Annotated in this window: 9 protein-coding genes; 3 read left to right on the top strand and 6 right to left on the bottom strand. The window is 42.6% G+C overall.

Annotated elements, in window-relative coordinates:
- Together V3V99_09555 and V3V99_09550 are read right to left on the bottom strand one after the other, a co-directional pair.
- Positions 1-1,296: a DUF5723 family protein gene (locus V3V99_09555; protein ID MEE9442898.1), complete on the bottom strand. Its 1,296-nt coding sequence runs from the start codon at positions 1,294-1,296 to the stop codon at positions 1-3.
- A gap of 2 nt (positions 1,297-1,298) precedes the next feature.
- Positions 1,299-3,326, bottom strand: a complete 2,028-nt coding sequence (locus tag V3V99_09550; GenBank protein ID MEE9442897.1) for a hypothetical protein — start codon at positions 3,324-3,326, stop codon at positions 1,299-1,301.
- Between the two features lie 577 nt (positions 3,327-3,903).
- On the opposite strand from V3V99_09550, the gene V3V99_09545 reads away from it, so the two are divergent.
- The gene (locus V3V99_09545) at positions 3,904-5,418 is read left to right on the top strand and encodes a carboxypeptidase M32 (GenBank protein MEE9442896.1); all 1,515 of its coding nucleotides are present in this window, start codon (positions 3,904-3,906) and stop codon (positions 5,416-5,418) included.
- 64 nt (positions 5,419-5,482) lie between these two features.
- On the opposite strand, the gene V3V99_09540 is transcribed toward V3V99_09545, so the two are convergent.
- The 3 genes from V3V99_09540 to V3V99_09530 all read right to left on the bottom strand — a co-directional run bounded on the left by V3V99_09540 (position 5,483) and on the right by V3V99_09530 (position 10,072).
- The gene (locus tag V3V99_09540) at positions 5,483-7,738 is read right to left on the bottom strand and encodes a C10 family peptidase (GenBank protein ID MEE9442895.1); all 2,256 of its coding nucleotides are present in this window, start codon (positions 7,736-7,738) and stop codon (positions 5,483-5,485) included.
- Between the two features lie 646 nt (positions 7,739-8,384).
- Entirely contained in the window at positions 8,385-9,083 is a 699-nt protein-coding gene (locus V3V99_09535) for a DUF1573 domain-containing protein (GenBank protein ID MEE9442894.1), read from the bottom strand.
- Positions 9,080-10,072 carry a cysteine synthase family protein gene (locus V3V99_09530; protein MEE9442893.1) on the bottom strand — a complete coding sequence of 331 codons (993 nt, stop codon included), beginning with the start codon at positions 10,070-10,072 and terminating at the stop codon, positions 9,080-9,082. The genes V3V99_09535 and V3V99_09530 overlap by 4 nt, the downstream gene beginning before the upstream one ends.
- Before the next feature lie 150 nt (positions 10,073-10,222).
- Between V3V99_09530 and V3V99_09525 the strand changes: the two genes are divergently transcribed.
- A complete protein-coding gene (locus V3V99_09525) occupies positions 10,223-10,696 on the top strand; it encodes an SPOR domain-containing protein (GenBank protein MEE9442892.1) in 474 nt (157 codons plus the stop codon).
- Positions 10,697-10,813: 117 nt separating this feature from the next.
- Here the strand turns inward: V3V99_09525 and V3V99_09520 are convergent, their stop codons facing one another.
- Complete coding sequence (locus V3V99_09520) at positions 10,814-12,847, bottom strand: tetratricopeptide repeat protein (protein MEE9442891.1); 2,034 nt, start codon at positions 12,845-12,847, stop codon at positions 10,814-10,816.
- Between the two features lie 218 nt (positions 12,848-13,065).
- Here V3V99_09520 and V3V99_09515 point away from each other — a divergent pair, with 218 nt between their 5' ends.
- Complete coding sequence (locus V3V99_09515; protein MEE9442890.1) at positions 13,066-14,457, top strand: hypothetical protein; 1,392 nt, start codon at positions 13,066-13,068, stop codon at positions 14,455-14,457.
- Positions 14,458-14,622: the final 165 nt, after the last annotated feature.

Below are 14,622 nucleotides of genomic sequence, written 5' to 3'. Positions count from 1 at the left end.
TTAGATTCTGAAACCCATGTTGAGCGCAAAATTCAAACCCTTGCCTGATGCTCCGCTGATGGCATTGTAGCTGGCAATCGCGAAATCTAAAAATACGGCTGAGGCATTAATCCCCAGGCCGCCAGCATACGTGACGCCTCTTTTGCCTCCAATGCCGAAACCAGCTCGTATTGGCAAAAAGCTCAAAAGATGATATTCGGCTCCGGAGGTTATCCGTGGCCTGGAACTGCTGCCTGCTGCCTTCTTAAATCCCTGTTCCCATTCGACGGCCCAGAGCAGCGACCCCGTGGTTTTTGCGAATCCAAACCTGATTTTGGAAGGCAGTTTGGTTGAAAAATTCGGTATGGCAACGGTTGTATCGGAAGAAGTAATGATATCATCTTTACTCATATTGGTGACTGTCAGAGTATCGAATTCGAATGAATAGCGATGTTCCTCGGTATCTTTGTTCCAGGAGATATTGTTTAGAATATTAAAAACCGTCACCCCGACCGTATAGCTATTGTTCAATTTCAATGAGCCACCCAGATCGACGGCATAACCGCTGCCGCCCAGAGCCGTTCGAGACACTATACTGCCGGAACCTTCAAATCCGGTTGCCAGTGTAACAGCCTCGCCGTTTAGGTGTGTAATTTCTTCATACCCGAAACCTTTGACATATTTGAATGTCAAACCGGCGGCTAATTGACGGTCGCCTTTATGATAAAGGCGGCGTCCATAAGAAAAATTAGCGGATGCGACGCCAAATCCTTCGCCGTAAGTTCCATTGAGGGTAAGCGTGTCATTTAAGGTGTTGCCGTTGAGAAGAAGCTCCGCCACGGCATGGCTGATACTGATTTCAGCCGCTCCATATCCCGAGAATGAAATGGCTATGTTGCCAAATCCAAAGGATAGAGCGCTGGCTTCGACATCAGCGGAAACCTTTAATCCTTCCGCGGGGATTTTACTTAAAAGAGTCGCTTTATCGCCTTCGCTCAAGGTCGCTCCGGTATATTTGTTATAATCATCCAGAGAAAAGCTGTTATTGGATATGGCGGCGCCTACACCCACAAGTTGAAAGCCGTTATTTTTTTTGCCTTCTATCCCGAGATTAGCAGGATTGAAATAGGGACAGTCAAACCCGCGGGCCAGGGATGAGTATGCTCCGGCCATTCCAATTGCGCGAGCATTTGATAGCCCTGAGCCCAGGGCTGGATTAAAAGTCACAGCAAGAATTCCCAGAAGACAGATGGCACAAGTAATAACCTTTTTCATATTGGCCCCCTGATCAATTTTTGAAAATAAATTACCGGTCATGATTAATCCTCCCACAGATCTTCGCTAAAATTGAAATCAATCTCAATGTATCCGGTAATTTTCAAATAATCCGAAGCGCTCATTTTCACCGATGTCCCATTGGTACTGTGCAGAGTTATCAACTCACCGATCCATAAAGAGTCATTATTGAGAACCAGAACCGAGATAGAATCCATTGTCACGATGTTTTCAGTAATTATGGCCGAGGATACGGTGCCGTCGGGATTGAGATTCCCGGCCGGAACATCGATAGGACCTAAAATCACTTCAGGATTGGTATATAATGTTGCCGAATCACCGTTCAATAGTATTTCAGCCGATAAACCGACCGGTAGGTGGTTTTCAAAGGTCGCGAAAAAATTAGCCAGTTTGAGGCTGTTGACTATGCCGCTGTCTATATCAAGATTCGTATCTTCCCACTCACCATCAAATGTAGATGAGTCAATAACCATTTCCAGCGGTGAAGATAGGGTTACTTTGGTGACAATATAATCACTGGAGCTTATGGATCCCTGGGATACACCGTCGCCAAACGTGGCGCTTCCGGCAACAGTAAAGACTTCCGGAATCGGATCCATAAATGAAGCAAGGTTACTATCTACAATTATTGTCGTAACGGGGTTTGCCTGCGTCCCGGGGGCAATATTTCCGGTTATAGTCTTATGCTGGCCTTGATCGCCATCAACGCTGATATTAAAACTTCCGGGGATGTTGACAGTATTTTCTACTTCGAGAACAATCACCGCCGCCGGCAATTGCATCTGATCAAAACCGGTTGGTATCTCAATTTCCTGCTGGATTGAATCAAAATTGGCCGATGTGGGAGCAATAATGCCCTGCACATTTCCGATGTTGAAATTTTGCAGAGTGGCCGCTACGCGGAAATCGTCGTTGGCATTTATTGTTACTTCGTAAGGACTTGATGAAGCAACGTCGGCGCTAACATCTACGCTCAATCCCTGCGGCATGGTTTGATCAAGAGGTTCAATAGTATAGCCGCTGAGATCATATATTAATGTATTCTGTTGCTGAGCTAAAATAGGCTGATCTACCTGAAAAGAAATACCGCCTTCTTTTATATCAGGCAGTGAAATTGTCAGTGTTGCGGGAATGTTGGTGTTATTATAGATATCAAGTACCAGTGTTCCCGATAGCAATTGAGCAATCTCCAATTGATGTTCAGAATCAATATCCACGCTGTTATTGAATGCTTTTGTTATCTGTGGGGTCTCTGCCGTGGCTGAGGAAACGTTGAGGCCGTCGGGCATACCTACTGATGATGTCAGCGATTTTCCGGATAATGAGAATGACAGCTGTTGTTGAGCATGACAGTGAATTTGGGCGCTTAACTGATTAGAGATAGTCTTTCCGGCAAGATTAATACTGTCAACCGATGACGATCCAGACGGAATCCCGCCGGGAATGGAATAGGAAGTTATTTGAATATAATTAACTTCATCATTGATAGTTACTATTACAGTATCCAGATACAAGCCGAAATTATTATCGATTGCAATTACCGCAAATCCTGATGCAACTGTGGCGCTGGTGAAATCACCCAGAGCCGGTAATGTACTATATATGGTAAAAGAAGTATCTGGAAATGTGCCGGCTGGCACTCCGGGAAATTGATCTGATAGATTGATATCGAAACTCGTAGCCGCAATTGGATCAAGAGAAATTATTCCCAATGATTCTGCCACCGTTTCAGTTATATCAGTAATTGAAAATGAACCATCGATGACAACTGTATCGAGCAGATTTTCATAGAAAAACATTGGATTACCGTTCTCGTCGACGGTTAGATTTTCCTGGTCGATTTTCTCGATAATTTCAGACATTATCCAGGTTTTGTTGGCCAGCGGAACTACTATATTTGTGCGCCAGCTCGGAGCCTCCGGCTTTTTAATTGTGCATTGAACAAGCGTCAAAAAGACTATGATGACAACAAAAGCGCAAACCAGATGGCCAAGCCAGTATATCATCTTTCTTGATAAACTTATCTTATCGCGTTTTCTTTTCGAGGCCATTATTCCTCCCCCTAAAAAGGTTTATTAGCTATGGGCATTTTTGCAAAGCCTGTGCCGAGTCGCTCAAATAAGTTATGTCTATGATTGTCAATGAGATAAAGATTGTGAAATGGCCGTGAAAGATTTCAAATTATGGGATTAATCCTACAGTCAATAGGGCGGGTAATTATTTTTTGAGTTATCTGGCAATAAAGTTGACAAATGTTATTTACTTATGTAATATAATGATATGAGTGTTCGCAAAAACCGTTATGCCCGCCTTCTCGGTATATTGAATATGATTCAAATTTGAAAAATGGAGGGCTTGACTATTCAATTCAGGCCAGTGGCTTAGAAGAAATAAGCCGGTGGCTTGTCGGTTTCGGCGCCGACGCTAAAGTAATTTATCCCAAAAAATTATCCGACCTGGTCTGTAATCTCGCTGAAGGCGCATGCAGCGATTATAAAAAAAGGGGCATTAAATAAAATAATTCCTGCGATACGTTATCAGAAATTGATTTAAATTAAACATTTGTATATATTCAACCGTAAATGTGTAAATATCAAATTAACATATATTCAGACACAAGGAGATTGAATGAACGCACAGGAAGTTTATAATGAACTGATAAGGGAAATAAAAGAAATCAGTCTGCTCGGTTCATGTTATGGTGTGCTCGAATGGGATCATCGAGTTAATATGCCACCTATGGGGGCGGAAATTCGCGCGCAGATGACAAGCCTTTTGGCCGGAATGATGCATGAGAAATTTGTTTCGCCCCAGGTCGGTGAAATGATATCGGCCGTTGAAGAGTCGGACCTTGTCAAGGATCCTTTATCGGTAGAAGCGGTGAATATTCGCGAGCTGCGCTATATGTATGATAAAGAAATCAAACTGCCCAAGGATTTGGTTGAAGAGATCGAAAAAACAACCGCCCTGGCTCACAATGAATGGGCGGCCGCCCGCAAGGCAAGTGATTTCAAAATATTTGAGCCTTGGCTGAAAAAAATAGTCGATCTGACTAAGAAAAAAGCGGAAGCCTACGGTTATGAAGGCGAGCCGTATAACGCCCTATTGGATAATTATGAACCGGGAGCGACAGTTGACGAAGTTGCTGATGTTTTTGAAAAATTACGCGTGGAACTGGTTGAATTGCTGGTCAAAATAAAAGATGCTCCCGAAAAACCGAAGGTATCGATTGTCGAACAACCGTATGATATCGCCAGGCAGAAAATTTTTGGAGAAATGGTCGCCGACAGGATAGGGTATGATTTTAATCAAGGCCGTCTTGATGTAGCAACGCATCCTTTTTCGGCAGGATTTGGCCCGGGTGATTCGAGAATCACGACTCGTTATAACCCTAACCATATCAATGAAGCACTATTCGGAACAATTCACGAAACCGGGCATGCTTTATACATGATGGGAATAGACCAAAAAACCCATTTTGGAACCCCAATGGGTAAGTCAATTTCTTTGGGAATTCATGAGTCGCAGTCTCGAATGTGGGAAAATATGGTCGGGCGCTCTAAATCGTTTTGGAAATATTTTTTCCCAATTGCCAAGTCGATTTTCAGAGAGCCCTTAAACGGAGTCACTCTCGATGATTTTTATGGAGCTGTTAATAATGTTGCGCCGTCGTTCATCCGCGTCGAAGCCGACGAAGTAACTTATAACCTGCATATTCTTTTGCGATTTGAAATGGAACGGGCTCTGTTAAACGGCGACGTCAAAATCGCCGACGCCGCCAAGGAATGGAACGAACGCTTTGAGAAGTACTTTGGGATAAAAGTGGACAAAGACGCCAATGGCTGTCTGCAGGATATTCATTGGTCTTCCGGTTATATCGGGTATTTCCCGACTTATGCGCTGGGGAATATTTATGCGGCCCAATTCTTTGCCCAGGCCAAAAAAGATATTTCCGATCTTGAACAACGGTTTGAGCAGGGAGATTTCTTGACTTTGCGGGAATGGTTAAGAGAGAATATTCATATTCACGGCCAGAAATACCGGGCCCAGGATTTATGCAGGAATCTAACCGGTGAAGGATTATCCCATATTCCTCTCGTTAAATACTTAAACGAGAAATTTGGTGAGATTTACGGATTATAGATTTGATATTTAAACGAAAAAGCCCGGGCTCAATCCGGGCTTTTTTTTATTTTTCCTCGCATGATTATTGCGGGCAATCGGTGCAGGGAGCAGGACCGCTCTTAAAGGCATAATTAATTATATAAACTGCATCTCCAACATTACAATCTCCATCGCAATTAGCGTCTCCGGCGATTTTCACCGGTAATGGTTCGGGGCCACCCTTAAAGACATAACTAATTATATATACCGCGTCTCCAACATTGACCGATTGATCACCGTTAGCGTCACCGCAGGCGAAATAGGGATCACCGGTAATCGATATATCATCAATATACCAGCCTTCCTCGGTAACATAACCATCCGAGCCAAATCTAAACATGATTTGGACGATTCCCGCATATGAAGAGAGGTCAAACGAAGCCTGAATCCAATCGAAACTACTTGAATAACATGGGGTTCCGGGTTCAAAGGGACTGGCGGGATTATTTATAATGCCGCGAGGATACCCCCCGTCAGGAGTTATAAAAAACCAATTGCCGTCTCCCGATGAAATCCAGACATTACCTCCGTCCCACGCACTATCGGGATCAGAATCACCCTCGGCGTCCATCCAGTGCCAGAATTCCAATATGGCGTTATTTGGCAATAAAAATGGGGGAGAAATCAACGCTCCGTCGGAATTATTGGCGTAATCATTTGTCCCTGCGCCGCCGTACTTCCAACTCGTAGTTCCGCTGTAAGCTCTTTGGGTTTCAATGTGCCATTGATCTACATACATCGGAATTATTTTCCTATGTGTCCAATAACCCGCGCCGGATTCCAAATCATCGGAAAAACCTGATTCATTTCCGATATAAACGAAAATAGAATCTGAATACGAATATCCTCCAAATTCGCTTAACGTATAATTTAGCGTAATAATATAATTCGTCGGACAAGTGGGAGATATTGATAATTCAAGATTATCGAGAGATGTGCATTGCTCTCCCCATTGGATAATCTCCTGAAAAGAAATGGACTCAGAGGTTATATCAACATTTTCGTCTGCGCAGGAAAATGTGCCGGTAGTGTTGACGGCGCCAATTCCAAAATTTTCTATAGTCAAGGAAATTGATACGCTTTCTCCCGGTTCAATTTTTCCATCTCCGTCGGCTTCGGTCATGGAATTACCGATATATATAAACTTCGGCTTATCCTGCGGTTTAATGTTCACAATTACAAACTCTTCCTCGTAAGGGCAAATATCATCGGGATCAATCCACCCGCAATATAGATTGTCAAAAACATACCAGGTGGTAAAGCTATTGTTCCATCCATAATTCATATGATATTCATATTGACCGGCGCCCTGATCGCGATAACCGTCACAAACAATAGAATGTAAATTAATACGATATTGAGCCGGACGTCCATTGTCGATCTCTTCGCGAATGACATTAAACCAGCTATTGAGATCATGGTCAATACGGTGTTCAACCCTGATATCAGTGCTATACTTGAAATAAGTAGGGAAGACAACGGCGCCATATGACGTTGACGCGCCCGACCCGCACACTCCATAATTCATTTCAAACGCGACACCAACCTCGTGATTCAACTCAGCCAGGGCGGCCTCCTGTTCGGCCGTACAACCGGCATGGCAATTATCGGGAATATTAGCCCAATCGTAAGAATCGGAATAATCGGCCGTTAACTCCTGCGCGGGGGTGCTTCCGTCACATGAATTATCGCCTTCCCAAATATATGAATGCTGGCCCATACCCGCAGGGGGCCATTGCCAGTAAGCCAAAATCTGCGCCGTGGCGGTGGCCACACAGCCAACTACGCAGCGCCCCCCGTCACCGGTTGGACAGTAATCATTATAGGGACTCCTCTGGTGCCAGGTTGTGGTGGTAAGCGGACCGGCTTCGACCAGAACGGATTTATCAAGGATATCGCCTGATAAAAATTCCTTTTCCGACTTGGTATATTCTCCCCATTTTGCTTGCTGTTGCGGATCAAAAATAGCCATATCCTCGACTTGGGACGCTTCCAGACTTCCATAATTTTCCGCGAAAATCTGGAATTTTCTCGATAAAGTCTCGCGCAAAAGCGAGAGAAAACCATTTTCCTGATTTTCATCCAGAGTTGATACCTCAGAATATGCTTTAATAGGGCTCAACTCCTTAAGGGACGGAACTATAATGAAACCGGACGGAGATATATTATATATGCGGGCCAGAACCGTATCATTAGAGTAGATTTCCTGAATGGATACAATATCCGGCGTTGCTGTTCCGGCCCAATGCCCATTTTGGACTACAGTTTTAGCAAGCCAGTTCCGACACACTCTTTCCATTTCATTTTCGGTCGCAACCTCCGCTTGTATAATTGATGATAAACATATTAACGGAATGAGAAATAATGCCAACCGAATGCACGCCAGGCAATTTCGGGTAAATTTTTCAAAGAGTCGATAATTGAGAATCATTTTATTTATCTTTCTGAGCCTAAATGTTAATTTGTCGATTTCTTAAGTACTTACCTTCTTCCCCAAAAATATAGAATTCGAGTTACTCCTGTTTGGACCGGACAATGAGGCATTATTTTTTGGGCGGTATTCGGGCAATTTTTTTCATGCTCTGGCAAATTCTATCTCAAATATAATCGAGAATTGTCCAGATGCAATAAAATAATTTCTTATTTGCCAAAATTACGAATTTCAGCCGCTTTACATATTACGGAACATAAAAAAAGAGGGCGCACTCCGGTCGGGTAGAGGGGGCTAGGAAACTACCCAGGGACAGCAGAATGTCACCCTCATTTAATAATTCTTAAAACTTATCTTGGACTATGACGAATTTATCCGCAAAATGTTTAAAATAATTTTAATTTCTATGCCCTTTTTTTATCATAAGAGTTACTTTAAATGTGAAAATCTTTCAAATTTTTAAAAAATACGGGAAAAAATCAGGAAATATTCGTTAAAAGACGGATATAATACATTAGAATTTGTTGGTTTTAACCGGGATTGTAAGCTGGAATTTTTCCTTGCGCTCTAATTCAATGACGATAGCGGCATAATGTGGCCCATAAGGTAAATTTTCCCACACCGGAGAAATCTCAAATTCGACTGTACTGTTACCTTTTAGCTCAAAATTGGATTCAGAGACGACGAAACCGGAATCGTGATCGATTTTTATACTCACGGACGCTTTCTCATTAATTAGATTCTGCAAAGAAAACTTTTGGGATTTTTTACCCATGATGAAAACGGTTGATATTGGATCGATTTTCACTGTTTTCGGAGAGCGTCCTATAATTAAGGCAAAATATACGTGAATTTCAGGATATGGTTCATAATCGGTTACAATGCGAACATCTTGTTGAACTTCACCTCTATAAGTTTTGGAGTCGAATTTTACCGGCAAAGTATAAATTTCCCCCGGCGGTATCGTAATGGGAGCACGGGGGACATGAGTGCAATCGCAACCGGGGATCAACTCAGTTATTGTTATTGTGTCTTTGTGATGATTCAATAATGTATAATGGTGGCTAACCTGGGCGTCTTGAGGTATAAATCCATATACCCAAACAAATTCCGAGGGTAACAGGGGAAAGTCATTGGTATCTATATTATCGTCAGCGATTCCCATGGAAATCAGAAAAAGCCCTAAAAGAGCAATCAGGGTTATTATCTTCATGTTGCTGTTGTCTCCTCAATTGAAAAACCATGACTGAGCATCCATTCGTCGGAGAAGCACTTCGAAAGATACCGAATCGCCGAATCGGCAAAGATAACTACAATTAAATCGTCGGGAGTTAAGTCTTTGGCAATTTCCAGGGCGGCATAAGTTGCAGTTCCGGAAGATCCTCCGGCCAAAACACCAAATCGTCTGGTTATCATACGGGCTATGGAAAACGATTGCTCATCAGTGACCGAAATTACATCGTCAATAACATTTGGGTCAAGAGCTTTGGTTACTTTTTCCGATCCGATTCCCTCTACTAAATAGGTTTGTGAATCATGTATTTTGCCGGTTTTAATATAATCGGCAAACATGGAGCCGGCAGGATCAACAGCAATAATCTTTACATCGCTATTTTGCTCTTTGAGATATCGCCCGACGCCGGAGACGGTTCCTCCGGTACCAATCCCTCCGATAAAATGCGTGATTTTCCCGTCTGTTTGTTTCCAGATTTCGGGACCGGTACTGTAATAATGAGTCCTGATATTGTCCGGATTGTCATATTGATTAAATAGAAAGTAACCTTTTTCCCGGGCCAGGCTGCGAGCCAGTTGATAGCAACTCCGCGGATCATCCCAGGCGGCATCGGTAGGAGTGCGAATAACCTCAGCGCCCAGAGCCTTGATGAGATCTACTTTTTCCTGACTCGTTTTTTCCGGCGTGGTAAAGACTGCCTTCAGACCATAGGCGGCCGCTATCATGGCGACACCCACCCCGGTGTTTCCAGAGGTATTGTCAATTATGGTATCACCCTTTTTCAAGCGACCTTCTTTGAGAGCTTCCTCAATAATGAATTTCGCAAGACGGTCCTTAACGGAACCTCCGGGATTCATATATTCCAGTTTGGCGAGTATTTTCGGTCCCGGATTTTGTTTATCATAAAACGGCAATTCAATTAATGGCGTGTTGCCGACCAAATCTGATATTCTATTTGGAAATTTCATCTACTTGAGTTCCTTTCACATTCTTCCGACATATTATTATACAAATTAAAGAGTGAGTTCAATGTTTTTTTTGCGGATTGTTATATGCTTGACAAAAGTTTTTTTTGCTTCTACACTGTCAATAGTCAAGGATGAAGATAAGGAGGTGCCATGGCACGCTATATAATTATTGTGGTTCTCTGTAGCGGACTGGTCCTGATCGGATGCAATAAGAATCAGGAAGAAGTTGACGCCCTTAGTCAGGAGGCAGCTCAGGACGACGCGGGGGCCGTAATGGATTCCCTGGAAGGAACCGGTGCGGGTGAGGAAATCGACACCCTTGCCGAAGTAACCGCCGCGGAGACGAGCGAAGCGCCTGAAGAGCCGAGTTCTGCTCCGGATTATTCAAGTTTATCCGGCTTTGTCGTTCAAGTCGGCAGTTATTCTACTTATGAATTCGCTCAAATGATGGCTGATAAATATATCGGCCGCGATTATCCGGCGTTTGTCGTAAGCGCTAATATTGATGGAATCACGTATTATCGTTTACGTATCGGGGTATATGAGACGATGGAAGAGGCCAAAGAAGTTGGTGAACTGGTTGCGGATCGTTATACGGCTGACTATTGGATAGACAATAATTGAAAATCGTAATCATTTAATAGTGATTCCGGATTATTAATCGATAGTTAAATCGCAAAATTAAAAACCCATCATTAATCGGTAATGATGGGTTTTTTATTTATAAGTATAAATCAAGATTTATGGTCTGACATATTCTCCAACAATTCTGTGAATAGCGTCAAATTTGGAATTATTCTTGAAAGATTTAATCTCATTCTCGGATACATTCTTCTTGAAATCGGCGTATGAGTCTTTAACTTTTTTGAAATCATCGCGAGCAAAATAATTGAGCATCAGATAGTGATAAACTTCAGCGGAACGCCGCGACAGGTCTTTAGCTTTACGAAGTTTTTTATCGGCATCCCGGTTTTTACCCATTGAGAAGTATATTTTGCCCATTTCAAAATTTGCGGTAAAATTGTTTTTATCTTTTCTTAAGACTTGTTTGTACAATCGAAGCGCTTCTTCGATATTATTCTTGCGTTTATAATATGAAGCCATATTGAGATGCGCCGGGATTGATTTATCATTAATATCAAGAGCCTTTTCAAACATATTCACGGCCGCGCTCTCACGCTTTTGGCTCGCATAGATTTCCCCCGCTCGCACATAATCAATTTCTGCTTTTGCGGATTGATTATTACTCAGATAGGCATCGGCCCGCAGCTTATAGGCATCGGCCATTGAGGGCTTTAAATTTATTGCTTCTGTCAGATTGCCAATCGCATCTTGTATATTACCGTTGGCCAGATTTGAATTGCCCATTTCATAAAAATCATTAGCGGTTTTCTGAGGCGGCGGTTCCGGGGCGGTTTCTTTCTGGATCAACTCAATCTTTTCGAGATTGGCCTTTAAAACATATGTTTCGCCGCTTTGTAACCTGACAGCACCTTTCCAGCTTTTATATCCTTTTTTGCTGACTTCGGCCGTGTGCTTGCCCACACGAAGTTTTTTATAAGTAAGGTTTCCCAATCCCAAGACCTGTCCGTTCATTTTAAGACGGGCATTTTCGACGTTGGCCTGTAATCTGAGCGACGAATATTTATTTTCCGCTTTATTTATCTCGGTAGATTTTCCCGTTGGGGAAGAATTAGATTGTTTTTGACTTTTATTTGATTGAGTCGATTGTGACGTCTTTGAATAAGAATACTTAGATTGTGAGGCCACTTCAAGATTGGCGAAAGCTCCCTTGCCCCCCAGGATCAATGTCGAGATTTCGCCTGCGGCAATTGATATTTCTTCAGATATCAGGGAACCATCTGATAATTTATATTGAATGGTATAAACACCGGTCGGGATTTTATCAAACCTGAAGAAACCCTGGGCATCGGAAATGACTTTTTTGCCTTCATTGGGCAGTGATATTTCCGCTCCGCCGATAAAGGGTTGATTATTATCTTCAAGAATAATTCCGATAATAGAGCCGTGTCCGGGAGTTGTCGGTGATATAAATTGGGAGCCAATTATTATCAGAAGTACTACCAATACGGTTGCGAAAGCCGCGATAGCATATTGACTCTTAATTTTTTTTGGCCTTAGGAGATAATGCTGATTGGAAAGTATCAGTTCCTCGCCCGTACTCGGAGAATAATTACCCGTCAATTGAATGAAGTTCCTGTGAAAATAAGCGGTCTTTCTAACGGGTGAGGATTGCCTTATCACCGGTTTCGGAGTTGATTCGGTTTTATTTATCTTAATTTTGTTTTCGTTGTCGATGTTTCTCTGTAGATCCGTGATAGGTGCCGTCTCTTGAGCATTCTCTTTGGAATCATTTGAGAGGTTGTTTATGATTGAACCTGCCGAGGTTGGCAAAACATAGTCATCATTTTCCTTAAATAGGTTGGAACGGATGTTTTTAACCTCTTCATCGGTGAGCCTTCCCGTTTTGTTATTGTCTTCCGATCCTTCGTGGGATTCAGGTTTTGCCTGGTCGCGGGTAACTAATAAATCACCGGGGTCACATAATTCAATCGAATCATCCTCATTGGCTTCAAAATCTTGATTGATTGCCATTAAATCTTCTTCATCCGCACCTAAATCAATGTGAGATGAAAACTTATCATCCTCTTCGACGGGTGATCCGACCTTTTTATCGTATGGCGCGCCGCAATTCGGACACATTTTTATTGATTTATCAACCGCTTGATATTTACAAATTTCACAGTAGGGCAAGCCCACTCCTTCATCATGTTTTTTTCACTAAACAAATTATCGGCTTATAAGTCTTATACTTGAGCAGTCGTTAATTAGCTTTTGCTTCTCAACGACCCTGAAATTCAAAAACTTAGGGGGATATTTATTAAAAACGGCTTGACATGAGCTATTGTTTTCGATAAATTATTTGTTCAAGTTTTTTTTGCGATGATGTCTTTGTCGGGAGGATGAAGAGGATGAGTTTCAACTTGAAAAACTGCTTACTGCTTTTGGCGGTTTGCGGGATTATTTTGGCAGCTTTTGGATGCGGGCAAAAGGATGATGTGTTAAAGCCTAAAGAATTTGCCTCTTTAACATTAAGACCTACCTATTTGCCGGAGCTTGATACCTTGTATGTCTACGAGCTGTGGGCAGTAGCCGAGGCTGACAATGGGGATTTGACTTTTAGTTCGATAAAATCAAGATCGGATACTACAAGAAGCAAATTCCTTTGGGATAATTCCCTTTATCGATTCCGTGACATTGACGGAAACGCCATTGACAGCGTATTTGAAATGCCGGGGTCATATTATGACTACGATTATCTGGCGATCTCAATTGAGAATCGTAATGATCTCGATCTCTCAGAACCTTCGGGGACTTTCATGCTAATTGATGACATTGTCGATCCGGTTAGCAGGCCGATTATTTTGAAATTTCCGGTCAGTTTTTTTGGCGCCATTGGTACATATATTACCGCCACCCCGACCGATGACTTTGTGAATTTTTGGAATGAGGATAAGGGGCTTTGGCTCTGCGCTCGATCGCTGACTCAGAGGTTTAACCATGATACCTTAGGCGTCGATAGTGTTGAAGTTGTTAATGTCGCTCCACCCGTGGATTCAGATACTACTGCGCTTGACACAATCGGAATCATAATTCCAGACACCGGTTGGACAATAACTGATACAACAATTATTTTTGGCTATGATACAATTCCGCATCGACGCATTAATATTGAATTCGAGACCGCCGTTGTTCCCGATTCAAACTACTTATTGTTCCCATTTTACGACATCGATAGTATCAGCGCCTTCCGTGGATTGGTTCAGTACTTCAATTATGCCGCTTCTCTTGAAAACCTTCCCGATGTCAGCCCTTTTGGTTGGCGTTATAACGCTTGGGTTTTTCATGAATATTTCCCGGAAGATGCCAATTTACCAGAAATGGTTCCTTTCGGATATAAATTGCAGGGTAGGTATGTCGGCGAACCGTCCTGGCGCGTTTTGCCCTTAGGAGCGTTTTTACGTCCCGACTCAGCCGATATATCAAACCCATATATTGATAATCGCGAAGTACCCAATTTTCCTGGCGAGGATTTTATATTGAATTTACCCCCTGGTTATGATGCCATTAATTTCAGAAATGCTAGTGACAGCGATGCGACCGGAGGTTTTGCCGCCGCGATCGTTGTAGGTGTGGAGCCTGATCCGGCAAATTTAACAATTGATGAAACCCGTAATTTCCCACTGTTTTTCCTTTCGAAAGATATCCCATATAGGGGTCCGGTATTCACTAACGATTTAATATTACATAACTACAGCCAGTTTTTACCGGTAATTGAAGTTAATGTGAGTTTTCACGAATAAAGAATCAAAATGTCCTTGAACCGGCATAGAAATATGCCGGTTTTTTTTATGCGGCCGTAGGCAGAACACCACGGCTTTAGCCGTGGATGAATGAGCCTTGAGGCGGTATAATACCGTTATGGAAGTTATCAAGACATCGCATAGCATGTATTGTTTGCAATATCA

Source organism: Candidatus Zixiibacteriota bacterium (genome assembly GCA_036480375.1).
In the GTDB taxonomy this organism is placed as follows: Bacteria; Zixibacteria; MSB-5A5; order GN15; family JAAZOE01; genus JAZGGI01.
The sequence above is the reverse complement of the archived record's forward strand: the minus strand, read 5'-3'. Positions and strand labels throughout refer to the sequence as shown.

Coding starts and splice junctions, on each gene's coding strand:
- V3V99_09555 (MEE9442898.1), bottom strand. CDS start 1,296: ATGACCGGTAATTTATTTTCAAAAATTGATCAGGGGGCCAATATGAAA.
- V3V99_09550 (MEE9442897.1), bottom strand. CDS start 3,326: ATGGCCTCGAAAAGAAAACGCGATAAGATAAGTTTATCAAGAAAGATG.
- V3V99_09545 (MEE9442896.1), top strand. CDS start 3,904: ATGAACGCACAGGAAGTTTATAATGAACTGATAAGGGAAATAAAAGAA.
- V3V99_09540 (MEE9442895.1), bottom strand. CDS start 7,738: ATGGAAAGAGTGTGTCGGAACTGGCTTGCTAAAACTGTAGTCCAAAAT.
- V3V99_09535 (MEE9442894.1), bottom strand. CDS start 9,083: ATGAAGATAATAACCCTGATTGCTCTTTTAGGGCTTTTTCTGATTTCC.
- V3V99_09530 (MEE9442893.1), bottom strand. CDS start 10,072: ATGAAATTTCCAAATAGAATATCAGATTTGGTCGGCAACACGCCATTA.
- V3V99_09525 (MEE9442892.1), top strand. CDS start 10,223: ATGGCACGCTATATAATTATTGTGGTTCTCTGTAGCGGACTGGTCCTG.
- V3V99_09515 (MEE9442890.1), top strand. CDS start 13,066: ATGAGTTTCAACTTGAAAAACTGCTTACTGCTTTTGGCGGTTTGCGGG.